Annotated in this window: 24 protein-coding genes and 1 pseudogene; 16 read left to right on the top strand and 9 right to left on the bottom strand. The window is 72.2% G+C overall.

Annotation, left to right across the window (positions count from 1 at the left end):
- Positions 1–68: 68 nt before the first annotated feature.
- On the top strand, positions 69–680 hold the full coding sequence (locus ABT127_RS27505; protein ID WP_351455359.1) for a sulfite oxidase-like oxidoreductase: 612 nt from the start codon (positions 69–71) through the stop codon (positions 678–680).
- The gene (locus ABT127_RS27500) at positions 673–1,416 is read left to right on the top strand and encodes a ferredoxin reductase (RefSeq protein WP_351455356.1); all 744 of its coding nucleotides are present in this window, start codon (positions 673–675) and stop codon (positions 1,414–1,416) included. Before ABT127_RS27505 ends, ABT127_RS27500 begins: the two co-directional genes overlap by 8 nt.
- A gap of 82 nt (positions 1,417–1,498) precedes the next feature.
- On the opposite strand, the gene ABT127_RS27495 is transcribed toward ABT127_RS27500, so the two are convergent.
- Both ABT127_RS27495 and ABT127_RS27490 read right to left on the bottom strand, forming a co-directional pair.
- Complete coding sequence (locus tag ABT127_RS27495; RefSeq protein WP_111664444.1) at positions 1,499–1,990, bottom strand: peptidylprolyl isomerase; 492 nt, start codon at positions 1,988–1,990, stop codon at positions 1,499–1,501.
- A 102-nt stretch (positions 1,991–2,092) separates the two neighbouring features.
- Positions 2,093–2,554: a DUF4188 domain-containing protein gene (locus ABT127_RS27490; RefSeq protein ID WP_351455699.1), complete on the bottom strand. Its 462-nt coding sequence runs from the start codon at positions 2,552–2,554 to the stop codon at positions 2,093–2,095.
- An 86-nt stretch (positions 2,555–2,640) separates the two neighbouring features.
- On the opposite strand from ABT127_RS27490, the gene ABT127_RS27485 reads away from it, so the two are divergent.
- The 8 genes from ABT127_RS27485 to ABT127_RS27450 all read left to right on the top strand — a co-directional run bounded on the left by ABT127_RS27485 (position 2,641) and on the right by ABT127_RS27450 (position 8,998).
- On the top strand, positions 2,641–3,282 hold the full coding sequence (locus ABT127_RS27485; RefSeq protein ID WP_351455352.1) for a MerR family transcriptional regulator: 642 nt from the start codon (positions 2,641–2,643) through the stop codon (positions 3,280–3,282).
- 76 nt (positions 3,283–3,358) lie between these two features.
- Positions 3,359–3,640 carry a zinc-ribbon domain-containing protein gene (locus ABT127_RS27480; RefSeq protein ID WP_351455349.1) on the top strand — a complete coding sequence of 94 codons (282 nt, stop codon included), beginning with the start codon at positions 3,359–3,361 and terminating at the stop codon, positions 3,638–3,640.
- A gap of 252 nt (positions 3,641–3,892) precedes the next feature.
- On the top strand, positions 3,893–4,084 hold the full coding sequence (locus ABT127_RS27475; RefSeq protein WP_351455346.1) for a hypothetical protein: 192 nt from the start codon (positions 3,893–3,895) through the stop codon (positions 4,082–4,084).
- 348 nt (positions 4,085–4,432) lie between these two features.
- Complete coding sequence (locus tag ABT127_RS27470; protein ID WP_351455343.1) at positions 4,433–6,235, top strand: sensor histidine kinase; 1,803 nt, start codon at positions 4,433–4,435, stop codon at positions 6,233–6,235.
- Between the two features lie 142 nt (positions 6,236–6,377).
- The gene (locus ABT127_RS27465; RefSeq protein ID WP_351455340.1) at positions 6,378–6,797 is read left to right on the top strand and encodes a roadblock/LC7 domain-containing protein; all 420 of its coding nucleotides are present in this window, start codon (positions 6,378–6,380) and stop codon (positions 6,795–6,797) included.
- Complete coding sequence (locus ABT127_RS27460; protein ID WP_351455338.1) at positions 6,794–7,153, top strand: DUF742 domain-containing protein; 360 nt, start codon at positions 6,794–6,796, stop codon at positions 7,151–7,153. The genes ABT127_RS27465 and ABT127_RS27460 overlap by 4 nt, the downstream gene beginning before the upstream one ends.
- Positions 7,134–7,751, top strand: a complete 618-nt coding sequence (locus ABT127_RS27455) for a GTP-binding protein (RefSeq protein WP_351455336.1) — start codon at positions 7,134–7,136, stop codon at positions 7,749–7,751. The genes ABT127_RS27460 and ABT127_RS27455 overlap by 20 nt, the downstream gene beginning before the upstream one ends.
- Positions 7,748–8,998, top strand: a complete 1,251-nt coding sequence (locus tag ABT127_RS27450; protein WP_351455333.1) for a cytochrome P450 — start codon at positions 7,748–7,750, stop codon at positions 8,996–8,998. The genes ABT127_RS27455 and ABT127_RS27450 overlap by 4 nt, the downstream gene beginning before the upstream one ends.
- A 15-nt stretch (positions 8,999–9,013) precedes the next feature.
- Here ABT127_RS27450 and trpS read toward each other — a convergent pair whose 3' ends face one another.
- The 3 genes from trpS to ABT127_RS27435 all read right to left on the bottom strand — a co-directional run bounded on the left by trpS (position 9,014) and on the right by ABT127_RS27435 (position 12,706).
- On the bottom strand, positions 9,014–10,102 hold the full coding sequence (gene trpS / locus ABT127_RS27445; RefSeq protein WP_351455330.1) for a tryptophan--tRNA ligase: 1,089 nt from the start codon (positions 10,100–10,102) through the stop codon (positions 9,014–9,016).
- Between the two features lie 200 nt (positions 10,103–10,302).
- Positions 10,303–11,526 carry a cytochrome P450 gene (locus ABT127_RS27440; RefSeq protein WP_351455327.1) on the bottom strand — a complete coding sequence of 408 codons (1,224 nt, stop codon included), beginning with the start codon at positions 11,524–11,526 and terminating at the stop codon, positions 10,303–10,305.
- Positions 11,527–11,665: 139 nt separating this feature from the next.
- Positions 11,666–12,706, bottom strand: a complete 1,041-nt coding sequence (locus ABT127_RS27435) for an NAD(P)-dependent alcohol dehydrogenase (RefSeq protein ID WP_351455324.1) — start codon at positions 12,704–12,706, stop codon at positions 11,666–11,668.
- A 303-nt stretch (positions 12,707–13,009) separates the two neighbouring features.
- Between ABT127_RS27435 and ABT127_RS27430 the strand changes: the two genes are divergently transcribed.
- The 4 genes from ABT127_RS27430 to ABT127_RS27415 all read left to right on the top strand — a co-directional run bounded on the left by ABT127_RS27430 (position 13,010) and on the right by ABT127_RS27415 (position 16,566).
- Positions 13,010–13,996: a Dyp-type peroxidase gene (locus ABT127_RS27430; protein ID WP_351455322.1), complete on the top strand. Its 987-nt coding sequence runs from the start codon at positions 13,010–13,012 to the stop codon at positions 13,994–13,996.
- Positions 13,997–14,001: 5 nt separating this feature from the next.
- Positions 14,002–14,817, top strand: a complete 816-nt coding sequence (locus tag ABT127_RS27425; RefSeq protein WP_351455319.1) for a family 1 encapsulin nanocompartment shell protein — start codon at positions 14,002–14,004, stop codon at positions 14,815–14,817.
- A gap of 292 nt (positions 14,818–15,109) precedes the next feature.
- Positions 15,110–16,360: a cytochrome P450 gene (locus ABT127_RS27420; protein WP_351455317.1), complete on the top strand. Its 1,251-nt coding sequence runs from the start codon at positions 15,110–15,112 to the stop codon at positions 16,358–16,360.
- A 5-nt stretch (positions 16,361–16,365) separates the two neighbouring features.
- Entirely contained in the window at positions 16,366–16,566 is a 201-nt protein-coding gene (locus ABT127_RS27415; protein ID WP_502971798.1) for a ferredoxin, read from the top strand.
- A 25-nt stretch (positions 16,567–16,591) separates the two neighbouring features.
- On the opposite strand, the gene ABT127_RS27410 is transcribed toward ABT127_RS27415, so the two are convergent.
- Positions 16,592–17,464 carry a universal stress protein gene (locus tag ABT127_RS27410; protein ID WP_351455311.1) on the bottom strand — a complete coding sequence of 291 codons (873 nt, stop codon included), beginning with the start codon at positions 17,462–17,464 and terminating at the stop codon, positions 16,592–16,594.
- A gap of 269 nt (positions 17,465–17,733) precedes the next feature.
- On the opposite strand from ABT127_RS27410, the gene ABT127_RS27405 reads away from it, so the two are divergent.
- Entirely contained in the window at positions 17,734–20,139 is a 2,406-nt protein-coding gene (locus ABT127_RS27405; protein WP_351455308.1) for a GH92 family glycosyl hydrolase, read from the top strand.
- An 18-nt stretch (positions 20,140–20,157) separates the two neighbouring features.
- Here the strand turns inward: ABT127_RS27405 and ABT127_RS27400 are convergent, their stop codons facing one another.
- Entirely contained in the window at positions 20,158–21,543 is a 1,386-nt protein-coding gene (locus tag ABT127_RS27400) for an FAD-binding oxidoreductase (protein ID WP_351455305.1), read from the bottom strand.
- Between the two features lie 143 nt (positions 21,544–21,686).
- On the opposite strand from ABT127_RS27400, the gene ABT127_RS27395 reads away from it, so the two are divergent.
- Entirely contained in the window at positions 21,687–22,565 is an 879-nt protein-coding gene (locus tag ABT127_RS27395; RefSeq protein ID WP_351455302.1) for a SigB/SigF/SigG family RNA polymerase sigma factor, read from the top strand.
- Positions 22,566–22,573: 8 nt separating this feature from the next.
- Here ABT127_RS27395 and ABT127_RS27390 read toward each other — a convergent pair whose 3' ends face one another.
- Positions 22,574–23,032 (bottom strand): ATP-binding protein, encoded by a 459-nt coding sequence (locus ABT127_RS27390; protein ID WP_351455300.1) that lies wholly within the window; start codon positions 23,030–23,032, stop codon positions 22,574–22,576.
- 2,031 nt (positions 23,033–25,063) lie between these two features.
- Positions 25,064–25,175 (bottom strand): annotated as a pseudogene (locus tag ABT127_RS27385) (phospholipid scramblase-related protein); the annotation flags it as partial.

Below are 25,175 nucleotides of genomic sequence, written 5' to 3'. Positions count from 1 at the left end.
CCGCGGGATGGCAGGCTTGTCCCGTGCACGTATGCGTGCCGAACCCTTCTCGACCTGGAGTTCTTCGCATGACCGTCCCCGTCACCCGCGGCTTCGTGGGGCGCCCCCGCAGCCATGATCCGGGGCTGCCGCCCGGCCAGTACGACGCGCGGGACGAGTGGCCCGTCCTCTCCGCCGAGGTGACGCCGCGGATCGCCGAGCGGGACTGGACCTTCCGTGTCGACGGTCTGGTCGCCGAGGAGCGCAGCTGGACCTGGGAGGAGGCGCGTGCCCTGCCCACGTCCGCGTACGAGGGCGACATCCACTGCGTGACGGGCTGGTCGAAGTTCGGGGTGCGCTTCGGCGGCGTCCCGCTGGACGCCTTCCTCGACGCCGTGCGCCCCGACGCCGCGGCCACGCACGTGGTCGCGTACTCCCACACCGGCTACTCGGCGAACCTGCCGCTCGCCGATGTCAGCGGGGGCAGGGCCTGGGTGGCCTTCTCCTACGGCGACGAGCCGCTGCCGGCCGAGCACGGCGGGCCCGCCCGGCTGCTGGTGCCGCACCTGTACTTCTGGAAGAGCGTGAAGTGGCTCGCGGGCCTGCGTCTCCTCGACCACGACGAGCCCGGCTTCTGGGAGCAGAACGGGTACCACGCGCGGGGCAACCCCTGGGAGGAACAGCGGTACTCCGGTGACTGAGACGACCTTCACGCCGCCCACCCGGTTCGCCGTGCCGGGGCGGATCGCCGTCGGCCGGCAGACCGCGGCCGCCTGGCAGCGCGCGGTGATCACGGAGATCCGGCGCGAGACGCCCCGCGCGTCGACGTTCCGGTTCGCGGTACCGGGCTGGCAGGGCCATCTGCCGGGCCAGCACCTGATCCTGCGGCTGACCGCCGAGGACGGCTACACCGCGCAGCGCCACTACTCGCTCGCCTCTCCCCCGGACGACACCGGGCACATCGAGCTCACCCTCGACCACGTGGACGGCGGCGAGGTCTCCGGCCACCTCCACGCCGTCGCCCGGGTCGGCGACACGGTGGAGGTCCGCGGTCCGCTCAGCGGCTTCTTCGCCTGGCCCGGCGACCGGCCCGCGCTGCTGATCGGGGCGGGCTCGGGCGTGGTGCCGCTGATGTCGATGCTGCGCCATCACCGGCTGCGGCGGTCGGCCCTCCCCCTGCGCCTGTTCGTGTCCGCGCGGACGGCCGAGGAGCTGATCTACGCCGCCGAGTACGGGGACGAGACGACGCCGGTGCTCACCCGCGAGGGCGAGCGCCGGCGCCTGGCGGCGGACCATCTGGCGCCGTGCTTCACACGGGACGCTCCCGCGTGGGAGGCGTACGTGTGCGGCTCCAACGCGTTCGCCGAGCACGCCTCCAGGCTGCTGGTCGACCTCGGTCAGCCCGTGGAACGGATCCGGATCGAGCGCTTCGGCTAGTCCCACGACGACGGCCACGACGACGGAGGCCGGGAACCCGCCGTGCGGCGGGTTCCCGGCCTCCGTCGTTGCGCGCCGAGGATCAGAGCTGACCGGACTCGGCGATCGTGATCTTCGCGGCGGTGGCACCGCTGCGCGAGCCGAGCGACTCGATCTTCTTCACGAGCTCCATGCCGTCCTCGACCTCGCCGAAGACGACGTGCTTGCCGTCCAGCCAGTCCGTGACGATGGTGGTGATGAAGAACTGCGAGCCGTTGGTGTTCGGACCGGCGTTGGCCATGGAGAGCAGGCCCGGCTTGGTGTGCTTGAGCTGGAAGTTCTCGTCGGCGAACTTCTCGCCGTAGATGCTCTTGCCGCCCGTGCCGTTGCCGGCGGTGAAGTCGCCGCCCTGCAGCATGAACTGCGGGATGACGCGGTGGAAGGACGAGCCGGCGTAGCCGAAGCCCTTCTCGCCCGTGCACAGGGCACGGAAGTTCTCCGCGGTCTTCGGGACGACGTCCTCGAAGAGGTTGAACGTGATCCGCCCGGCGGGCTCGTCGTTGATCGTGATGTCGAAGTAGGTCTTGATTGCCATGGGAGCAATCCTTTCATCACGAGCCCCGAAATGCCGATTCGGGCAGGCGGCGTGGCCGCATCCGTACGGTCCGTAGCGCTCCGGCCGCGCAAAGTGGCCGAGTCAGACCGCCAGCCGGTCGCGCGCCTGCACCCCGTCGCCCAGCGGGCGCACGCCGTGCGCCGCGGCGAGGCCGTGCGGCGGCATGTCGGCGTAGATCGTCTCGTAGGAGCCCGCGGGCACGATGTACGTCTCGTGCCACAGGCCGACATGTCCGCGACTCCTGCGGGCGAAGCGGTTCATCCGCGCCCACCAGGGCCGGTGCCGCCGGTCCGGGGCGGCGGCGTACGCGAGCAGCTTCTCCTTCGACTCCCAGTACTGGACGACGTAGTACGTGCGCGGATTCGCCGTGCCAAGGACGTGGTGGAGCAGTCCGAGACCGGGGTCCCTGCCGAGCTCCCTGAGCATCATGGGCATGGCGCAGAACACCGGGAGCCAGTGGTGCACGGCCCAGAATCGATTGATCCGCATCCCGATCAGGAAGACGACGACCTCGCCCTCCACGTCGGCCGCGGTCCGTCCCATCTGTGGCTTCACGGGCACAACTCCCCCTAGGACTCCCGGTGTTCGCGTGATTGGATAGTGGCACTTCCCAATGGAGGGCACAAGAGATGCGGCTGGCGGAGCTGAGCGAGCGCGGCGGGGTGCCGGTCGGCACGATCAAGTACTACCTGCGGGAGGGCCTGCTGCCGCCGGGGCGGCGGCTGAGCAAGACGCAGGCCGAGTACGGGGAGGCCCATCTGCGACGGCTCAATCTGGTGCGCGCTCTGATCCAGATCGGCCGGGTGCCGGTGGCGACCGCACGGGAGGTGCTCCGGCACGTCGACGACGACTCGCTCGGCACGACCTTCCGGCTCGGCGCCGCGCTGTGGGCGCTGCCGCAGCCGCCCGAGGCACCGGCCGACGACCCGCTGACGGCCGAGGTCACCGAGGCGGTCGACTGGTGCCTCGGTGAGGTGGGCTGGGCGCACGCGCGCGAGATCGGCGCCCTCTCCCCCAGTTACCGCCAGCTGATCACCACGGTCGCCACGGTCGTCCGGCTCGGATACGCGAGCGACCCGGCGATCCTCCTGGCGTACGCGCGGCGGATGGACGAGGTGGCACGGCTGGACATGGAGCGGCTGGACGACCTGGCGGGCGACGCCGAGAAGGCCGAGCTGGTGGTCGCGGCGGCCGTGCTCTTCGAGCCGGTCCTGCTGGCGCTGCGCCGCCTCGCACAGGAGGAGCACTCCACTCGCAAGTACGGCTTGTGAGGCGGGCACCGGGGCTGCCTACGATGGCGCGAGGCCCCACGCTCGGCGGTGGCCATCGACCGGGAGGGGACCACTCATGATCATCTTCGGCACGCGCGGTTACGTGTACCAGCTCGCGATGCTCACGCTCGTCTGCGGCGGCTGCGGCAACCCGTCGGCGCACTCGCTGCGCAAATACCTCACGAAGTTCACGCTCTTCTTCGTCCCGTTGTTCCCCGTCTCGACGAAGTACCGCACGCAGTGCACGTTCTGCGGCATAGAGCACCAGCTGTCCAAGGAGCAGGCGGAGGGCATGCTCGCCACGGCGACCGCCCCGCAGGGCCACCCGTCGCAGCAGCAGCCGCACCACCAGGGCTAGCGGCCGCACGTCGGGGCGGAGCACGCCGGACAGACGACAGCCCCGCCGCCTCGCAGGGGGGAGAAGCAGAGGCGGCGGGGCTCATGCTCGAGCGCCCGGGGGGGGCGGGGCTGCCAGAGCCTGTCCGTTGTCTGGTGCCCGGGATCGCCGCGAGCATGCACACCCTTTCGCAGAAAACTTCCGGCCGGTCCGAACGGCGGGCGGTGCCGCCGGAAAAGTCTCAAAGGGCGGTTCAATGACAGGGTGGAAGGCATGAAGTTCCTTCTCGAGATCGACATGGGTGACAGCGCCTTCGACGGCGACGCGGCACGTGAGCTGGGCCGCGCGCTGCGGTACTGGGGCGGCAATCTCCACCACTTCGCCCTGACACCGGGTGACGGCGCGGCGATCCACGATTCCCAGTACCGACAGGTCGGCCACTGGAACATCGTGGAGAACAGCTGATGTTGGCCGAATCCTCTCGCTCGACGGCGCATTGAAATCGCACGGACCGACACCTTCCGGTGATTCTCCCCGCCCCAATACCCCCACCCCCACCTCGACTTCACGGCACGGATAAGGTCGGACCGGCAGCTACCACGATCGGTTGAGCCAAGGGCGAGTTCACGACGAACTCGTCCGCCGGGAGAACTGCCCGGCTTGTCCGGTCTTCCCGTCGCGCGGCGTGACTAGCATGAGCGTTCGTACGGTCCGGAAGATCGGCGTCCTCTTCGGCGCGGACGGCCCGGATCCGCCGCCGACCCGACCGGTCGCGTGGCCGCTCCCCGCACGCAACGACCGAGGGACCGCGGAATGTCAGTGCCTGCTCCACCCTCCTCTGCCCGCTCTCAGCCGAAAGCCGGGGCGGGCCGACCGTCCCTGGTCGCGGCGCTCACCGTGCTGGTGGTGGCGGCCGCCGCGGCAGGCGGCGCGGCCGCGCTCGCTCCGGCGGCCGCGCGCACCTGGGCGGTGTGGACGGCCCTGGCCGCCTGGGGATGCGTGGCTGTCGTCCTCGCCGTGCACACGGCGGCCCTGGGCCGCGCCCGCCGCGACGCGGAGGCCGCGCGTGCCGAACTGGCCCTGGCGAACAGCCGGTTGACGCAGCAGTCCGCGGAGGCGGCCCAGCTGGTGAACGTCACCCTGCCGGGCGTGGTGCGGCATCTGAACGACGGCCGGCTCCCCGCTCCGGCACCGCCCTTCGATCCCCAACTGGCGCGCATCCTCCAGGAGTTCACGACCTCTCTCGGTGAGGCCGTGCACCAGGCCGAGCGGACCGCCGCGGAGCGCGATGCCGCCCGCGACGAACTGCGCCAGGCCGCGAGCGAGCTGGACCGGCTGACCGTCAAGACCTTCCCGGCCGCGGTGGAGCGGCTGCGCGAGGGCGCCTCGGCCGACACCGTGCTCGCCGAGCCGATCTGGCCCGAGAACCCCCTGTTGAGGGTTCCGGCCGAGGCGTTCCTGCGGGAACTGGCCCTCAGCGAGCGGCGCGGTGCCGCCGCGCAGGCCGCGTCGGCGAAGGCGCTCGGCCGCGTACAGGCGAAGGCCGTGAGCATGCTCGCCGACCTGCGGACCATGCAGGAGCGCCACGGCGAGGAGGTCTTCGGGGACCTGCTGCGCCTCGACCACGCCACCTCCCAGCTCGGGCTGATGACGGACCGGCTGGCACTGCTGATGGGCGGCCGTTCCAGTCGCGCCTGGAACCGGCCGATCGTGATGGAGAGCGTGCTGCGCGGCGCCGTCGGACGCATCGCCGCCTACCAGCGGGTGCGGCTGCACTGTGCGACGGACGCGGCGATCGCCGGCTTCGCGGCCGAGGGAGTGATGCACCTGCTCGCCGAACTGATGGACAACGCGGCGAACTTCTCGCCGCCCATCGACGAGGTGCACGTGTACGTGGAGGAGCGCTCCGCGGGCCTCGTCGTGACCATCGAGGACAGCGGCCTGAAGATGGCCGACGCGGCGATGCGGCGCGCCGAGGACGCGGTCTCCGGCCAGGTCACCGACCTCGCCTCGCTCCAGGGCACCCGGCTCGGGCTCGCCGTGGTGGGCCGGCTCGCCGCCAAGTACGGCATCGCGGTGAACTACCGGCCGTCCTCGCGCGGCGGCACCGGCGTCGTGGTCCTGCTGCCGCCCCAGGTCCTCGCCCAGCAGCGCGAGCAGGCCCCGCCCGTCCACATCCCGCGCCCCGCGCCCGCCGAGACGCACCAGCGCGCCGACGCGCCGGTCGCGGACACCACTCCGGCACCCCCGGCCGCCGCGCCCGCCCCAGCCACCACGGACAGTCCGGACACCGTGCACCTCATGACCACCACCGGCAGCACGGACGCCTCGGCTACCCCGGACACCACGGACACGGCCGTGCCGCGCCCGGCGGGTGCTGTCGGGTCGACGCCGAACGGGCTGCCTGTCCGCCCGCCGGGCCGCACGATGGCCGCGGTCGAGCAGGAGCGCTCGCGCCCCGCCCCCGCCGCCGACCGCGCGCCGTCCCGGGACGCCGGTGCCCGCTTCGGTGCCTTCCACGCCGCGCGCAAGGCGAAGGAAGGCCGCAGGCCGGAATCCCCTGACGCCGAGAACGCCGAGGCCCGGGGCGCCGAGCGGCCGGGCGCCACGGACTGAGCTCCGGCACCACCCGGCCGCACCACCCGGCCGCACCACCCCCGCTCCGCACTGATCTTCGCCGCTCTTCACCGCTCTACACCGTGAGATTGGAGGCACGGGCAGCCCTCCGGACCGCCGGAAGGGCCGTCCCGACCCCGCCATGCAGACCACTGACACCAGCCTGACCTGGCTCCTGGAGAACCTGCTCGAGCGCACGCCCGGCACCCGGTACGCCCTCGTCCTGTCCCGCGACGGCCTGAAGCTCTGCTGGAGCGAGCATCTGACACTCGACCAGGCCGACCAGCTCGCGGCGATCTGCTCCGGGATCCAGGCGCTCGCCCAGGGCGCGTCCGTGGAGTTCGGCAACGGCAGCGGCGGTGTACGCCACTCGATGACCGAGTTCCACGGCGGGCTGCTCTTCATCGTGGACGCGGGCGACGGCGCGCACCTCGCGGTCGTCGCCGACGAGGAGGCCGACCCGGGCGTCGTGGGCCACCAGATGTCGGAGCTGGTCGAGCAGATCGGGGAGCATCTGCGGGCCGCTCCGCGCCAGGCCGGCGCGGGAGGCGGAGTCCAGTGACGCGGCGGCCGGTGGACACCGGCGCCCCGGACCGGCTGTACACGGTCACCGGGGGCCGCAGCCGTGCCGACGACGCCTCCTTCGACCTGGTGACCCTGGTGGTGAGCGAGTGCGAGCCGGCCTCGGGGATGCAGTCCGAGCACGTCCGCATCCTCGAACTGTGCCGCAGGCCCACGGCCGTCGTCGAGGTCGCCGCCGAGCTGCGGCTGCCGATCACGGTCGTCCGGATCCTGCTCGGCGACCTGCAGGCGGGCGGCAAGATCACCGCCCGCCATCCGGGGGCCGCCCCGTCCGTCGCCGAACTCCCCGATTCCGCTCTTCTCAAGGAGGTGCTCCATGGGCTCCGCAACCTCTGAGCTGCCCGCGCAGCGCACACCGCTCGGCGCCGGCGCGGACACCGGCCTCAAGATCGTCGTGGTCGGCGGGTTCGGGGTCGGCAAGACCACACTGGTCCGCTCGGTCAGCGAGATCCGTCCGCTGAACACCGAAGAGGTCATGACGCAGGCGGGCGTCGGCGTCGACGAGACGTCGGCCGTGTCCTCCAAGACGACCACCACGGTCGCCTTCGACTTCGGCCGGATCAGCCTCAACGACCACATGGTGCTCTATCTGTTCGGCGCCCCCGGCCAGGAGCGGTTCTGGTTCCTGTGGGACCGGCTGTTCTCCGGGACGCTGGGCGCGGTCGTGCTCGTCGACACCCGGCGCATGGACGACTCGTGGTACGCGATCGACCGCCTGGAGCACCACGGCACCCCGTTCGTGGTGGCGGTCAACCGGTTCGACGACGAGCCGGTGCGGCACTCCCTGGACGAGATCCGTCAGGCCCTCGCGCTGCCCGCGCACATTCCGATGGTCGACTGCGACGCGCGGGTCAGGTCGTCCGGCAAGGACGTGCTGATCACCCTCGTCGACCACCTCTACGCCATCGCCATGGCCCAGGAGACGACACCGTGACGGAATCGACGCCCCCCGCCGTATCGGCCTGCCCCGCGCACGCGGGCGCCGTCCCGCTCAGCGGCCTGCAGTACCAGCAGACACCGTCGCAGCTGTACCGCGCGCTGCGTTCGGAGCACGGCCCGGTCGCGCCCGTGCTGCTCGACGGGGACGTGCCCGCGTGGCTGGTGCTCGGCTACGCCGAGCTCGGCTACGTCACCTCGCACGACGAGCTGTTCGCGCGGGACTCGCGCCGCTGGAACCAGTGGGAGCACATCCCGGCCGACTGGCCGCTCATGCCGTTCGTCGGGTACCAGCCGTCGGTGCTGTTCACCGAGGGCGACGAGCACCGGCGCCGCGCGGGGGTGATCACGCACGCCCTGGAGCAGGTCGACCAGTTCGAACTGGCGCGGGACTGCGCACAGATCGCCGACCGCCTCATCACCGCGTTCGCGGGGAGCGGGCAGGCCGAGCTGATGTCCGCGTACGCGCACGCGCTGCCGATGCGGGCCGCGGTCCAGATGTGCGGGATGCCGGAACTCGCCGACGAGACCCAGGATCTGGTGGACGATCTGCGGATCTCCCTGGACGCCCACGAGGGCGACGACCCGGTGGCGGCGTACGTCCGGGTCGGTGAGCGCATCGCGCGCCTGGTGCGGGAGAAGCGGGAACGGCCGGGGGCCGACGTCACGTCCCGGATGATCCTGGATCCGGCGGGGCTGACCGACGAGGAGATCGTGCAGGACCTGATCTCGGTGATCGCGGCGGCCCAGCAGCCGACGGCGAACTGGATCTGCAACACGCTCCGGCTGCTCCTCACCGACGAGCGCTTCGCGATCAATGTGTCGGGCGGCCGGCTCAGCGTCGGCGAGGCGCTGAACGAGGTGCTGTGGCTGGACACCCCGACACAGAACTTCATCGGCCGCTGGGCGGTGCGCGACACCCAGCTCGGTGGCCGGCAGATCCGCGCGGGCGACTGTGTGGTCCTGGGGCTCGCGGCAGCGAACTCGGACCCGCAGATCTGGCCGGAGGGCCATGTCGGCGCGGAGAACGCGGCGCACCTGTCGTTCAGCAACGGCGAGCACCGCTGCCCCTACCCCGCTCCGCTGCTCGCCGACGTCATCGCGCGCACCGCGGTGGAGACCCTGCTCGACAGGCTGCCGGATCTGGTCCTCGCGGTGGAGCCCGCCGAGCTGTCCTGGCGGCCGTCGATCTGGATGCGGGGGCTGACCGCGCTGCCGGTGAGTTTCACACCGGTCGTGCACTGAGCCGGCCCCCGGCTGTCAGCGGTAGTCGGTGCCCATGGCGGCGCGTACGTCGTCGAGGGTCTGTTCGGCGACGGCGCCCGCGGTCTCGTTGCCTGCCCGCAGCACGTCCCTGACCAGTTGCGGGTCCCGGGCACAGGCGGCGCGCCGGGCGCGGATCGGCGCGAGGCGGGTGTTCACCGCCTCGGTGGCGCGGCGCTTGAGCGCGGCCCCTCCCCCGTCGCCCAGCTCCTCGGCGACCTGCCGCGGGTCGGTGCCCTCGCAGAGCGCGGTGAGCAGGACGAGGGAGGAGACCTCGGGGCGGGTCGTGGGCTCGTAGGTGATGCGGCGCTCGGCGTCGGTCTTCGCGCCGCGCAGCAGGCGTGCGGTCTCGTCGGCGTCGGCGGACAGCGCGATGGCGTTGCCCCGGCTCTTGCTCATCTTGGTGCCGTCGGTGCCGAGCAGCAGAGGCGCCTCGGACAGCAACGCCTCGGGGCGCGGGAAGAGTTCCGTGCCGTGGCCGTAGCGGTCGTTGAAGCGGCGGGCGACGGTGCGGGTGATCTCCAGGTGGGGCAGCTGGTCCTGGCCGACGGGCACCAGGTTGGCCTTGACGGAGAGGATGTCGGCGGCCTGGTGCACCGGGTAGGTGAGCATGAGGCCGCTGACGGCCGACTGCCGGGAGTGGGCGATCTCGTCCTTCACGGTGGGGTTGCGGTTCAGCTCGGCGACGGAGACGAGACTGAGGAACGGCAGCAGCAGCTGGTTCAGCGCGGGGACGGCGCTGTGCGTGAAGATCGTGGAGCGGTCCGGGTCGATGCCGATGGCCAGGTAGTCGAGGACGAGTTCGGCCACGTACTGCTTGAGGTTCTCGGCCACGTCGCGGTCGGTGAGGACCTGGTAGTCGGGGACGAGGACGAAGGTCTCGACGCCGAGGTCCTGGAGTCTGACGCGATTGTGGAGCGTGCCGAAGTAGTGGCCGAGGTGCAGTCGTCCGGTCGGCCGGTCCCCGGTGAGGACCCGGAAGCGGCCCGGGTCGCTGCGGACGAGTCGCTCCAGTTCGGCGCTGCGGGCCCGTGCGGCGGTGGTGCCGAGGACGTCGGTGGTGGGGTGTTCGAGGGTGGTGGTCATGGTCTCTCCCTGCGGTTCGACGGGTCGTGGCCGCCCTCGGGGCGGCCCGGCCTCCGTCGGCGGAGATCCGCGGGAGGAAAGCAAGAAGGGCCGTCCGGGGACGGCCCTTGTTCGTGCATGGCTGCGGCCGCCTCTAAGTGAGGCGCGCCCAGTTCAGACACGTGGAACGAAGCATGTGTACGAGGCTAACACCCGGGAGCTCAGGGGGCGACCGGCGTGAACGTCACCGGGAGCGACTGCGGGCCGCGGGTGAACACGCCCTGCTCCACGGGGTCGAAGCCGTCGGCGAGGCGTACGTCGGGCATCGCGTCGAGGAGTTGGTTCACACCGATCTCGACCTCGGCCTTGGCCAGCAGGGCGCCGACGCAGAAGTGGCGGCCGAGCGCGAAGGCGAGGTGGTCGGCGGCGGCCGAGAACGCCGTCGTGGTGGTGAGGTCAACGCGGAAGATGTCGAAGCGGTCGGGGTCGGCGTAGCGGTCGCCGTCGCGGTTGGCCGCGCCGATGAGGCAGGTGACGGTGGCGCCCGCGGGGACGGTGCCGCCGGACAGCTCCACGTCGGTGGCCGACTGCCGCATGATCATGTGGACCGGGGGCGTGTGCCGCAGCGTCTCCGCGAAGGCCCGGTCGATCAGCGAGCGGTCCTCCCGCACAGCGGCCAGCTGCTCGGGGTTCACCAGGAGGTTGGCGAAGATGCTGGCGATCGCCTTGTCGGTGGTCTCGCCGCCGGCCGCGAGGAGCAGGCTGCAGAACGCCTTGATGTCCTCGTCGCTCATCCGTACGCCGTCGACCTCGGCGGCGCACAGGGCGGAGAGCAGGTCGTCGCCGAGGTTCTCGCGGCGGGCCTGGATGATCGGGATCATGTACTCGGCGAACTCGACCCGGGTGCGCTCGCCCGCCGCCGTGACGTCCGGGTCCCCGGCGAGATTGCCGAGGAAGGCGATGACGGCGGTGTACCAGCCGTGGAAGCGGGCGTGGTCGGCCTTGTCGAGGCCGAGCATGTCGGCGATGACGTTGACCGGGAAGCGGGTCGCGTAGTCGCCGACGATGTCGGCGGAGCCGGTGGCGCGGAACTGGTCGATCAGGGCGCGGGAGTTGCGCTCGATGACCGGCAGGAACTTCTCCTGGAGGTCGCTGCCGCGGAAGGCCGGGGCGACCAGGGCGCGGCGCACGGCGTGCTCACGGCCGCTGAGCTGGAGGATGGTCTTGCCGTGGACGGGCTCGAGCTGCCAGTCGTAGTTGTCGGTGGTGAACTGGCCCGCCTTGTCCTTGAAGACGCGCTCCACGTCGGTGTAGCGCGAGACGATCCAGCTCTGCGTCGCCTCGTGCCACAGGAGCGGCGCCGACTCGCGCAGCAGGCGGTAGGCGGGGTAGGGGTCGGCGGCGAACTCCGGCGACAGTATGTCGGGGATCTGCGCGGTGGACATGGCACTCCCTCAGTGGGATGTACGGACGGTTCACCTCAGGCTATTGATCACCCGTGGGCCGGAACAGACCTCTCCACGCCGACAGTTGAATGATGAACGCATACCGTGGCCGGAATTCGACCACGGTATGCATCCTCGGTCAGCCGTTCGGGAGGATCACCGCGCGGCCGTTGATCTTGCCGTCGTGCAGGCGCTCGTACGCCAGGGGCGCGTCGTCGAGGGAGTACGTCTCGGTGTGGACGGAGACGGCTCCGGCCCGGGCCAGGTCCAGTACCTCGATGAGCTCGCCGCGGCTGCCCCAGTAGGGCGCGGTGACGCTGACCTCGAAGTTGGTCGCACCGAAGCCGACCGGGAGCGTGCCGCCGCCGATGCCGACGAGGGTCACGTCACCCTCCACCGCGGCGATGGCGCCGGCGGTCTCGACGGTGGGCTGGACGCCGACGAAATCGAAGACGGCCTCGGCGCCGCGTCCGCCGGTCAGCTCGCGCACCTTCGCGGCGGCCTCCTTGTCCGAAAGGATCGCCTCGTGGGCGCCGACGGTGCGGGCGAGGGCGAGCTTGTCCTCGGTCACGTCGAGGGCGACGACACGCGCGGCGGTCATGGCGCGCAGCAGCTGGATGGCCACGTGGCCGAGCCCGCCGGTGCCGATGACGACGGCGGTGGAGCCGGGCACCAGCTTGGGCAGCGAGCGCTTGATCGCGTGGTACGGGGTGAGGCCGGCGTCGGTGAGGGGCACGGTGGCGACGGGGTCGAGGCCGTCGATCGGCACGAGGTGGCGCGGGTCGTCGACGATCATGTACTCGGCCATGGAGCCGGGGGCGCCGAGTCCGGGCGGGCGGATGCCCAGCTCGTCGGCGCGCAGGCAGTAGTTCTCCTTGCCCTGCGCGCAGTTCGCACAGGTGCCGCAGCCCCACGGGCCGTAGACGGCGACCGGGTCGCCCTCCTTCAGGCCGGTCACGCCCGCACCGAGCGCGGCGACGGTGCCCACGCCCTCGTGGCCGAGGGTCAGCGGCAGCTCATAAGGGAATCCCTCGGCGGGCCAGCTCATCACCGCGATGTCGGAGTGGCAGACGCCGGCAGCGGTCACCTTCAGGAGGACCTGTCCGGGACCCGGCTCGGGGTCGGGAACGGTGACGACCTCGGGCGCCGCTCCGACGGTCCGGTACTGAAGTGCCTTCATGACTCGACTCCTTCGTCAATCTCACTCACCCCCGCCCTGCCACAGTAACTCTCTCGCGTCCCATTGAGACATGTGTCCCAATGAGACATGCGACACGACAAAAAAAGGACCCCGACCGTACGGGGGAGAACGGTCGGGGCCTTGGTTCAAAGTTTAACAGTGAACCGACCGTGCTCCTCCCCCTTCGGCGGCCCCCTCCAGGTGAGATGGGGCACACCCACCCAACTTGCCGCACATGCCGCGCCCCGAATCTACCCATAAAGTGACAAAACTAGAAACACGGCAGCTGTGACGGGAGACTTCGTGGTCGAGCCCCAGTCCGTCCTCACCCCGCCCGCGAAGGCCGCGGTGTTCCTCGTGGTCACCGTCGCGCCCGGCGGCGAGAGCGCGGTGCGCGACACCCTGGAGGACCTGTCCGGGCTGCTGCGCTCGGTGGCCTTCCGCTCCCCCGACGACGGACTGACCTGTGTCGCCGGAATCGGCTCCACCGCTTGGGACCGGCTCTTCGCCGGTCCACGGCCGCGCGAGCTGCACCCGTTCCAGGCCCTGGCAGGACCGCGCCACCTGGCCCCGGCCACCCCCGGCGATCTGCTCTTCCACCTCCGCGCCCGCCGGATGGACCTCTGCTTCGAGCTGGCCCGGCTCCTCGTCGACCGGCTCGGCTCCGCCGTCACCGTCGTGGACGAGGTGCACGGTTTCAAGTACTTCGACGAGCGCGACCTGCTCGGCTTCGTCGACGGCAGCGAGAACCCCGTCGGCGGAGCGGCCGCCGAGGCGGTGTACGTGGGCGACGAGGACCCGGACTTCCGCGGCTCCAGCTACGTGATCGTGCAGAAGTACGTGCACGACATGGCGGCCTGGGAGGCGCTGCCCTCCGACGAGCAGGAGCGGGTCATCGGCCGCACCAAGACCGCGAACGTCGAACTGGCCGACGACGTCAAGCCCGCGAACTCGCACGTCGCGCTGAACACGATCGTCGACGAGGACGGCACCGAGCGGCAGATCCTCCGCGAGAACATGCCGTTCGGCAGCCTCGGCCGGGGCGAGTTCGGCACCTACTTCATCGGTTACGCACGCACCCCGGACGTCACGGAACGGATGCTGCGGAACATGTTCCTCGGCGATCCGCCCGGCAACCACGACCGCATCCTCGACTTCTCGACGGCGATCACGGGGTGTCTCTTCCACGTGCCGAGCGCCGACTTCCTCGACGACCTGCCCGACCCACCGCCCGCAGCGGCCGACCTCGTCGACGGCTCGCTGGGCATCGGCAGCCTCAAAGGAGCCTGAGCACCATGAGCACCCCCACATCCAGCACCAATCTGCACCGTGAGCTCGCGCCGATCACACCCGCCGCATGGGCGGAGATCGAGGAGGAGGCGCGCCGCACGTTCCAGCGCCACGTGGCGGGGCGTCGCGTCGTGGACGTCACCGGCCCGCAGGGGCCGGAGCTCGCGGCCGTCGGCACCGGTCACCTCGCGGAGATCGCCCCGCCCGCGCCGGGCGTCACCGCGCGGCTGCGCGGGGCCCGACCGCTCGTCGAGCTGCGGGTCCCGTTCGTCGTGAGCCGGGAGGCGGTCGACGACGTGGAGCGCGGGTCGCTCGACTCCGACTGGCAGCCGGTCAAGGACGCGGCACGGTCCATGGCCTTCGCCGAGGACCGGGCGATCTTCGACGGCTACGAGGCCGCCGGCATCCCCGGGCTGCGGGAGCGGACCTCGAACCCGGTGCTGAGCCTGCCGGCCGAGCCGCGCGACTATCCCGACACCATCAGCCGCGCCCTCACCGCGCTGCGCCTGGCCGGCGTCGACGGTCCGTACGCGCTGCTGCTCGGCGCCGACGCGTACACGGCCGTCAGCGAGACCTCCGACCACGGCTACCCCGTCGCCAACCACCTGAGCCGCATCCTCGACGGTGAGCTGATCTGGGCCCCGGCCCTCAACGGCGCGTTCGTGATCTCGACGCGCGGCGGCGACTTCGAACTGCGCCTCGGCCAGGATCTGGCGATCGGCTACACGGCGCACGACGCGCGCGGCATCGAGCTGTACTTCCACCAGACGCTGACCTTCCTGCCGTACACCGACGAGGCCGTGGTCGCGCTGCAGGCCTGAGGGGACGCGATCACGGCGCCCCGGGACGGCACGATTCAGGTCGCTCTCACACCCCGATCCGGCCACCGAGGGGCCGCATCGCGCGCCCGGCGCCCCTCCCGTACCGCCGTCCCGGGCCGAGATGCGGCCTCAGCCCCCGGCCGGGGACGAAAAACCCCGGCCAGATACCCCATGCGTACGAACTGGCCGGTCTTCGTGTCGACCTGATCGGTGGTAGGGGCATCCAATGACGAGGGAGCGCGGAACGGCCAGCTCCGCGCGCACGACCGAGCACTGCGAGGCGATCCGATCCATGACGGAATCCACGACGGAACCGGCCCGCCAGGCCCCCCACACATCGCACACGTCCAGCTCATCGACCGGCCCGGTCCCCTTCCCGCAGGACCGCGGCTGCCCCTACCACCCGCCGGCCGCCTACGCGCCCCTGCGCGCGCAGGGCCCGCTCGGCCGGGTCACGTTCTACGACGGCAGCACGGTCTGGGCCGTCACCGGGCACACCCTGGCCCGGGAACTGCTCGCCGACCCCCGGCTGTCGAGCGACCGCGAACGGCCCGGTTTCCCGGCGCCCACCGAACGGTTCGCCAAGGCGGCCTCGCGCCGCCTGGCGCTGCTCGGCGTGGACGATCCCGAACACAATTCCCAGCGCAGGATGCTGATCCCGAGCTTCTCGCTCAAACGGATCACCGGGCTGCGCCCGAGCATCCAGCAGACCGTGGACGGGCTGCTCGACGCGATGGAGCGGCAGGGCCCACCCGCCGACCTCGTCAGCGCGTTCGCGCTGCCCGTGCCCTCGATGGTGATCTGCGCGCTGCTCGGAGTGCCGTACGCGGACCACGAGTTCTTCGAGGAGCGCTCACGGCGGCTCCTGCGCGGCCCGGCCCCCTCCGACGTCCAGCGGGCCAGGGAGGAGCTGGAGGGATATCTCGGAGACCTGATCGACCGCAAGCGCGCCGATCCGGGCGACGGGCTCCTCGACGAGCTCATCCACCGGGACGGACCGGACGGTCCGCCGGACCGCGATCAGCTGATCGCGTACGCCGTCATCCTGCTCGTCGCCGGGCACGAGACGACCGCGAACATGATCTCGCTCGGTACCTTCACGCTGCTGCGCCACCCCGAGCAGCTGGCGGCGCTGCGCGCGGGCCGCACCTCGACGACCGTCGCGGTGGAGGAGCTGCTGCGGTACCTGTCCATCGCGGACGGGCTGCTGCGGATCGCCAAGGAGGACATGGAGGTGGCCGGGGCGACGGTCCGGGCCGGTGACGGCGTGGTGTTCTCCACGTCGCTGATCAACCGCGACGACGGCGCCTTCGCGGCACCGGAGAGCCTCGACTGGGACCGCAGCGCGCGCCACCACCTGGCGTTCGGGTTCGGCATCCACCAGTGCCTGGGCCAGAACCTCGCGCGCGCCGAGCTGGAGATCGCTCTCGAAAGTCTCCTGAAACGGTTCCCCGCGCTGCGGCTCGCGGCCCCCGCCGAGGACATTCCGTTCAAGCCCGGGGACACCATCCAGGGCATGCTCGAACTGCCGGTCGCGTGGTGAGCGCCGTGCGGGTCGACATCGACAAGGAGCGGTGCGTGGGCGCGGGCATGTGCGCGCTGACCGCGCCGGACGTGTTCACGCAGGACGACGACGGACTCAGCGAGGTGCTCCCAGGCCGCGCCACGGCGGCCGGGGAACACCCCCTGCTGAAGGAGGCGGTACGGGCCTGTCCGGTCAGCGCGGTGTCACTGACCGCCGAGGACTGACCCGGCCGTACTCCGGGACAGGCCCTCAGACGTGCGGCACCACGGCCACCGGGCACGGCGCGTGGTGCAGCACGGCGTGCGCGACGGAACCGATGCGAGCGCCGACGGCGGTGCGCCGGGCCCGGCGTCCGACGACCAGGAGCTGGGCCCCTGCGGCGACCGACAGGAGCACCTGGCCGGCGCTGCCGATCTCGACGTGCTCGACGACCGGCACGTCGGGGAAGCGCTCCCGCCAGGGTGCGAGGGCCGCGCCCAGGGCCTTCTTCTCGTACGGCTCGATGCCTCCGGACTCGTCGAGCAGCTGGAGCGAGGCCGGGCTGTAGGCGAACACCGGCGGCAGGCTCCAGGCGCGCACCGCCCGCACGGTCGCGCCGCGGGCTGCCGCGGTGCGGAAGGCGAACTCCAGGGCGGCGGCGCTGTCCTCGGCGTCGCCCTCCTGCCCGACGACGACCTCGCGCCCGGCCGCCTCACCGCTCGCCTCGTCACCGGCCCGGACCAGGACCACGGGCCGCTCCGCCGTGGCGACGACCTGCTGGCCGACGGAGCCGAGCAGGAATCCGACGAGGGTGCCGTACCCGCGCGAGCCGAGCACGAGGAGTTCCGCATCGCGCGCGGCGCCCGTCAGCGCCGCGGGGGCACCGTCGTCGAGGACGTCGATGGTGACGGAGAGACCCGGGTGGCGCTCGGCGATCTCCTGCTCGGCGTCCTCCAGCAGGTCGTGCGCCCACTGCACGCGGGCGGCCTCGTCGGCGGCGAGCGCAAGGCTCTCCGGCACGGCCTCGCTCACGTGCACGAGACGCAACGGCAGCCCGCGCCGTACCGCCTCGCGTGCCGCCCAGGCGGCCGCCGCCGCGCTCTCGGGTGATCCGTCCACTCCCGCGGTGATCGGCCGAGCCATGGGACCGCCTCCCTCATCCGTGCACTGCACTGTCGGTTGTCGCCCGTTCCGCACCGCCGCGGACGGGCCGCTGTCGTCGATCTTGCCCTACTGCCGGGTTTGTCCCCACCGCAGTCTCGCCGACCCGGTGGCCCGGCGCGGGCGAAGTGACTCAAGTGGCCTGGTTTCACCGGGTGTTCATCTGCGATCCGTACCGCCCGGTTCCCCGGGACGGTGCTGGGATCTACGCTCGGCGGCGATCTTCGCCCCGACGACGAAAGGCCGACTCCGTGCCCGACAGATCCGCGGCGCCCGCGCGCCGCCTCGCCGTGCTCGGTCTGGCGACCGCCCTCGCCCTGACCGTGCCCGGCCCGCTCGCCTCGGCCGCCGCGCCGCAGGACCGCCCCACCGCCTCCGTCGATCCGCTGATCGGCTCGGCGAACGGCGGCAACACCTATCCCGGGGCCACCCGCCCGTACGGCATGATCGCCTGGTCCCCGACCAGCACCACCGGCGACCAGACGAACACCGGCGCGGCGAACGGGTACGCGTACAACACCACCCGGATACGGGGGCTCAGCCTCACGCACGTCAACGGCGCGGGCTGCCATCCGGGCGCCGCGGGCGACGTGCCGATCATGCCGTTCGTCGGTGACGTCACCTCGTCGCCGTCGGCCGACACGAAGGACGCGGTGTACGCGTCCGACTTCTCGCACACCGACGAGCGCGCGGTGCCCGGCCGTTACACCCTCGGGCTCGCCTCGGGCGCGGCGGCCGATCTCGCGGTGAGCCGCCGCGCGGGCGTCGCCGACTTCGCCTTCCCCGCCGGCAAGGCCGCCTCACTGCTGTTCCGCACCTCCAACTCCCTCAACGGCAGCGAGGACGCGCACGTCGAGATCGACCGGGCGCACCGCAAGGTCACCGGCTGGGTGCTGACCGGCGCGTTCTGCGGGCGCCGGGCCAACGGCGGCACCAACAACCGCAAGAGCTACTACAAGCTCCACTTCAGCGCCTCCTTCGACCGGGACTTCGCCTCCTACGGAACCTGGAAGGACGCCACCGTCTCCCCCGGGTCCACCAGCGCGGACGGCGGCGAGGGCTACGCCACCGGCGCGGACCGCGCGGGACGCGGCTCCGGCGGCTGGGTCGGCTTCGACACGGCGTCTGACAACGATGTCCACATGCGGCTCGGGATCTCGTACGTGTCCTTGAAGGGCGCCGAGACCAATCTGCGCGAGGAGATCGCGCCGCGGGCGAGCGTCGACTCCGTGGCGGCCGAGGCGTCCCGCGACTGGGACCGCGAGCTGAGCTCCGTGCGGATCTCGGGCGGCAGCGACGCACAGCGCACCACCTTCTACACGGCGCTCTACCACTCCCTGATGGAGCCGAACATCATCAGCGACACCGACGGGCGCTATCCCGGCATGGACGGCGCCCCGCACCGCCTCGCGCGCGGGCAGAGCGCGCAGTACAGCAACTTCTCGGGCTGGGACCAGTACCGCGCGCAGATCCAGCTGCTCGCGCTGCTGAAACCGCAGGTGGCCGGGGACTTCGCGCAGTCGCTCCTCAACTTCGCGCGCCAGAACGACGGGGTGTGGGACCGCTGGGTGCACATCAGCGGAGCCACGCACGTCATGACCGGCGATCCGTCCGCCGCCACCCTCGCCACCTTCTACGCGATGGGCGTACGGAACTTCGACTACGAGGGCGCCTTCGCGTCGCTGGCGCGGCAGGCGACCGAGCCGCGCGACGCGGGCCTGTCGGACGCCGGCTGCCCCGGGCAGTGCGAGGGCCAACGCCCCAACCTGGCGCAGTATCTGACCTCGCACTACGCACCGCAGGACGTGTGTCACTGCTGGGGCGGGGCCGCCGAGACGCTGGAGGACTCGGTCGCGGACGCCGCGCTCGGCTCGTGGGCGAAGCTGCTCGGCAGGGAGAAGGAGGCCGCGTACTTCACCGAGCGCGGCACCTGGTGGCGCAACGTCTTCAACGCGGACACCGGCTACGTCCAGGCGCGCAACGCCGACGGGTCGTGGGTGACGCCGTTCAGCCCCGGCAGCGACCTGGGGTTCGCGCAGGGCACCAGCGCCACGTACACCTGGATGGTGCCCCAGGACGTGCGGGGCCTCGCGAACGCGATGGGCGGCCGGGAGACCGCCGCGGGCCGCCTCGACGGGTTCTTCCACAAGGCGGACGGCTCCTGGTCCGTGAAGGGCGGCGACGCGCTGCGCTACGACCCGACGAACGAGCCGGGCATCCACGCACCGTGGCTCTACAACGCGCTCGGCCAGCCCTGGAAGACGCAGGCCACGGTCCGCGAGATCGTCGACACCGTGTACGGGACCGGGCCCTCGGGCCTGCCCGGGAACGACGACCTCGGGACCATGTCCGCCTGGTACGTCTTCTCCGCGCTCGGGCTGTACCCGAAGGCGCCGGGCAGCGCCGATCTGCTGCTCGGCGCCCCGCTGTTCCCGCACGCGGTCGTGGACCGGCCCGGGCGCGCGGACCTGGTGGTCGACGCCCCGGCGGCCGACGACGCCCACGCCTACGTGGCCGGGCTGCGGCGCGACGGCCGTGACCACGACCGGTCCTGGACCGACGCCGGACTCCTGCGGACCGGTGGCACCCTCTCCTACCGGCTGACGGATCGGCCGGACACGCGGTGGGCCACCAATCCCACGGGGCTGCCGCGCTGACGCGCCGCCCGGGGAGGGTCAGTCCTCGCCGACGACCTTCCCCGGGTTGAACAGGTCCAGCGGGTCGAGGGTCTGCTTCACGGCGCGCTGCAACGAGAGCACGGACGGGCCGAGTTCGTCGCGCATCCCGGCGCGCTTGAGCAACCCCACACCGTGCTCCCCGGTCACGGTGCCGCCCGCGGCGATCGCGGCTTGGAGAAGTTCCTCGAAGGCGGCCTGCGCGGCGACGCGGGCCGCCTCGTCGCCGGGCTCGGTGATCAGCAGCGGATGGAGGTTGCCGTCGCCCGCGTGGGCGATGGTGGCGATGCGCACGCCGTGCCGGTGCCCGATCTTCTCGATGGTGGCGAGCATCTCGGGCACGGCGGAGCGCGGCACGCACAGATCCTCGGTGAGGACCGGGCCGAGCCGCTCCAGCGCCGGATAGGCGAGACGGCGTACGTCGAACAGGGCCTCGGCCTCGACGGCGTCGGTGGACTGCTCGGCCCACAGCGCCCCGGCCTCGCGGAACGCGGCGGCCATGGCGTCGGCCTCGGCCGCGCCCGCGTCGCCGGGGGCGTCGATCCGGGCGAGCAGCAGGGCCTCGGCGCCCGGTTCGATGCCGAGGTGCTTCCAGTCCTCGACCGCCTGCATGCAGGCCCGGTCGAGGAGTTCGAGGGCGGCCGGGGCCAGGCCGCGGCTGGTGACCAGGGCGACGGCCGCGCCCGCGGCGACCAGGCTGTCGAAAGCGCCGACGACGGTGCGGGGCTCCGCCACCGGGGCGGGCCGCAGCTTCAGCGTGACCTCGGTGACGACGCCGAAGGTGCCCTCGGAACCGACGAACAGGCTCGTCAGGTCGTACCCGGCGACGCCCTTGGTGGTGCGCCGGCCGAGCCGGACGCGGGATCCGTACTCGCCCGCGGGGCCGCCCATGACGACCTCCATCCCGAGGACGTAGTCCCGGGTGACGCCGTACTTGAGGCAGCACAGGCCGCCCGCGTTGGTCGAGACGTTGCCGCCGATCGTGGACCAGGGGGCGCTGGCAGGATCCGGCGGGTACCACAGGCCGTGTTCGGCGACGGCCGCTTTGAGGTCGTTGTTGACGACGCCGGGCTGGACGACGGCGATCAGGTTCTCGGTGTCGATCTCCAGGATGCGGTTCATCCGCGACACGTCGAGGACGAGGCAGCCGTCCACGGCGTTGGCGCCGCCCGACAGGCCGGTGCCCGCGCCCCGGGTGACGACCGGTATCCGCCGGGCGGCGCACGCCCGGACGACGGCCTGTACTTCGTCGGCGGACGTGGCGCGCACCGCCGCCAGGGCCCGGCCCGCGGGCGCCCATTCGGCGTCGTCGTGGCCGAGTGAGGCGAGCACGTCCGGGTCCGTGACGAGGGTGCTGTCGGGGAGCGCGGCGGCGAGTTCGCGCACCGCCTCTGCTGTGTCTGCCGTGTTGATGGCGTACCTCCTGAGCAAATGTGCATGACCGGCGAGTTCGCGGGTAACTGCCGAACACCATGATGGAACAGGGTGTTGCGCCGGCTCACGGCGCGGGAGGGACGGTGGATTCCACCATGAGCGGGACGGACGTCACTGCGCAGAGGACCCGGACCACGGTCGGTGAGGCATCCGCGTACGACATTTCCGACCCCGGCCGGGTGGCGCCGCGGGACGCGCGGGAGCTGTCGCGCCAGTTCTTCCGGCGCCTCGCGGAGCTGGAGGAGGGCACCGCCGAGTACCAGTACACGCGCAACACCCTGATCGAGATGAACATGTCGCTGGTCCGTTTCGCGGCCGGTCGCTTCCGGCACCGCGGCGACTCGACCGGGGACTTCGAGGACATCGTGCAGGTCGGCACGATCGGCCTGATCAAGGCGATCGACCGGTTCGAGATCTCGCGCGAGGTCGAGTTCACCTCGTTCGTGCTGCCCTACATCTCCGGCGAGATCAAGCGTTTCTTCCGGGACACGACCTGGGCCGTGCACGTGCCGCGCCGGCTGCAGGAGATGCGGATCGAACTGGCCAAGGCGCGCGACGAGCTGTGCAGCCGGCTGGACCGGGAGCCGTCCACCGCCGAGCTGGCCACCCTGATGGACCTCTCGGAGAGCCAGGTCGTGGAGGCGCAGCTCGCCTCGAACGGGTACACGTCCGCGTCCCTGGACGCGGCGCTGACCGGTGACGGCGGGCAGGACGGCGAGTCGGTGCTGTCCGACTTCATCGGGGTCGAGGACGGGGCGATGGAGCTCGTCGAGGACTTCCAGGCGCTCGCCCCGCTGGTGGCCGGGCTGCGCGACCGCGACCGGCAGCTGCTGCATCTGCGGTTCGTCGAGGAGCTGACGCAGGCGGAGATCGGCGAGCGGCTCGGGTACTCGCAGATGCACGTGTCGCGCCTCATCAAGCAGGTGATCTCCCGGCTGCGGTCGGGAATGCTCGCCGAGGCGGACAACGGCTGAGGCGGACCTCAGGAGGGCAGTGCCAGTACTGCCCGTACGCGCTTGCCGACGGGCACCCGCTCCACGGTGACCTCGGCGAGCGCGTCCACGATCTCCAGGCCGTGCCCCCCGATGCGCCCCGGGTCCTTCGGGTAGCGCAGGGGCACGGCCGCGCTGCTGTCGTAGACGGTGACGGCGATGTGCCGTTCCGTCCCCTCCAGCTCCAGGACGTAGGGGCCCGCACTGTGCCGGTCCGCGTTGGTGACGAGTTCACTCACGATGAGCATCACGTCGCCGGTCACGTGCGGGGCGAGACCCACGCACCACTCCTGGCGCAGCCGGGTCAGGAAGGCACCGGTGAAGGCGCGCGCGTCGGCTATGCAACCCGGTTCACCGGTGTAGTGCGTCACCTGCCGCAGCGGCTCGACCGACGCCTCGAAGCCCGATCGGATCACTTCTCCGCCCATGCACTCGGTGTACTCGCTCATCCATGTCTCTCTCGCCGGCCGGCCCGCGTGGCACGGCCTCCGCAGCCATGCTGATACCCCGACTCGGGCTCCGCAGTCCTGATCGGGCCGGCCGAGTGACCGCATCGGGTTCCGGTCGTTTGACGGTCGTCGACACGTCTCGTGGTCCGACGTGTCCTTCGGTCCGTCTTCCGACCCGAAAGGCCCGATCATGTCCGTTCTCCGAACCGGCCGTCCGATCAAGCGCACCAGGATAGCCAAGGACCGCGCCGAGGCCGCACTCGTGGCGCAGTACACGGCACTGGTACGCCTCGCGTATCTCACGCTTCCGGCCGCTCTCTCCCGTCATCGGCGGGTGCTGCTGGCCCACGGAGCCGCGCAACGGGCGCTGCCCGGAGCGCGCGGCACGCTCGTGCCCCGCCCGCGCGGTCCGCAGGACGGCGACGCCGTCACCGGGGACGCCCTGCGCGTACGGGTCCTGCGCGCGGCCCTGTCCGCCGCCCACCGGCCCGCGGGCTGGCCCGGCGCGCTGCCACCGCCCCGCACCCTCGTGCCGCGGCTGCCCGTGGTGTGGGGGCTGCGGCTGTTCCCGCACGCGGGCGGCGCGGAGGAGATCGCACTGGGGCAGGCGCTCGCCGACGCACCCGCGCCGACGCGTGCCGCGTTCGTGCTGCGCCGCGTCGACGGTCTGCCGGACCAGCGGACCGCCGCGCTCCTCGAGGCGGCCGGGGTGCCCGACGGCGCGACGAGCGTCCGGGCGGCCAGGGCCCTGGACAAGGGCGCGGGGGCCGCCGCCGAAGCCCTGCTGCGTTCACAGGAGTTCGACGCCTGTTCGATCCAGAGCCGGCCCACCGACCTGGTGCGTCGCGGCCGGCGCAAGCGGGCCGTGTGGCTCGCCGCCGCCACCGCCACCGTCGCGCTGGCCGCGGTGATCGTCCCGCAGACCACCGACGGATCCGGGCGGCCCACGACGTCGGCGCGCGCCGCCACGCCCCGCTACCTCTCCGCCGACCGCCTGGTGCGGACCGGCGCGGGGCAGTGGGCGGACACCTCCCGCGTCGACTTCACGGCGTGGCCGGCCCGCGGCGACCGCACCGACGACAAGGATCTGCTCTCCCGCGCGCTCGGCACCTGGGCGGCGCCCACGACCGACGTACGGGTGACGTCGACGCCCGGTACTCCGGTCGACGCGCCGCCGCGCAGTCCGCAACTGCTGTACGCGGGCGATGTCGGCGGCCGGGGCGTGGTGCTGTTCAGCGACGGCGAGCGGCTGGCGCGGTACACCGACGCCGACGGCGACAGGCCCGCCGCGCTCGCCCTCGCCCGGGCGGACGACGCGGACGTCACCTCGGCCGCCGTCGTCGTGCTGGCCCGGTCCAAGGGCTCGGCCCGCTATCTGACCGCCCCGTGGGTCGCCGAGTCGACGACCCGTGACCTGCTGCGGCCGGACAGTCCGGCCCGGCCGCTGCACGTGTCGGGGGACGGCGTGACCGACGCGGTCCCGGTGGTCGCGGCGGGGGACTGCGCGCGGCGTCCGGTGCTGCAACTGCGCTCCTCGTCGCGGATCGTGGAGCACCACGCGTTCGTGGTCGCGGATCTCGGCGGGCTCTCGCCCGTGCACCTCACGTACACGCCGCTGCCGGGGCACGGCACTCCCCCGGCGCGCCAGCCCCGTGAGGCGACGAGCAGTCAGGCGCTGCTCGCGTGGGCGCGCAGCGCGTGCCGGCTCGGATCGTGGGAGGGCGGAGCGGTGCGCGCCGTCAACGCCTGGGACTACGCCGAGCAGGAGCTGCCGGAGGGCGGCGGCCACGCGGTGTGGATGTGTGCGCGCGCGACGACGTGGCGGGGACCCGGCGACGTGGCGCTGCTGCTGCGCACGCCCACCTCGTCGCTGACAGCGCCCGCCGAGCTGGTGGGGCAGGCGCGGAACACGGCGGCGTGCAGCCGGTTCGGGCAGCACGTGGTGGCGTCGACACGGTGGAAGTCGCCGAAGGACCACTGGTACCTGGTCGCGGCGGGCAGCCGTGCGGTCGTCGGGATCTCGGCGAGCGGCGCGGTCGACACCACCCGGCTGAGCAGCGGGTCGGGCAGCTGGAAGTGGATCTGCAGGACGTAGTTGTCCGCGGTCGTGAACATCGTCTTGGCCAGGCCCTCCCACGTCTTG

The organism is Streptomyces sp. NPDC001904, assembly GCF_040297005.1.
GTDB lineage: Bacteria > Actinomycetota > Actinomycetes > Streptomycetales > Streptomycetaceae > Streptomyces.
This window is presented reverse-complemented; position numbering and strand designations above follow the sequence as displayed.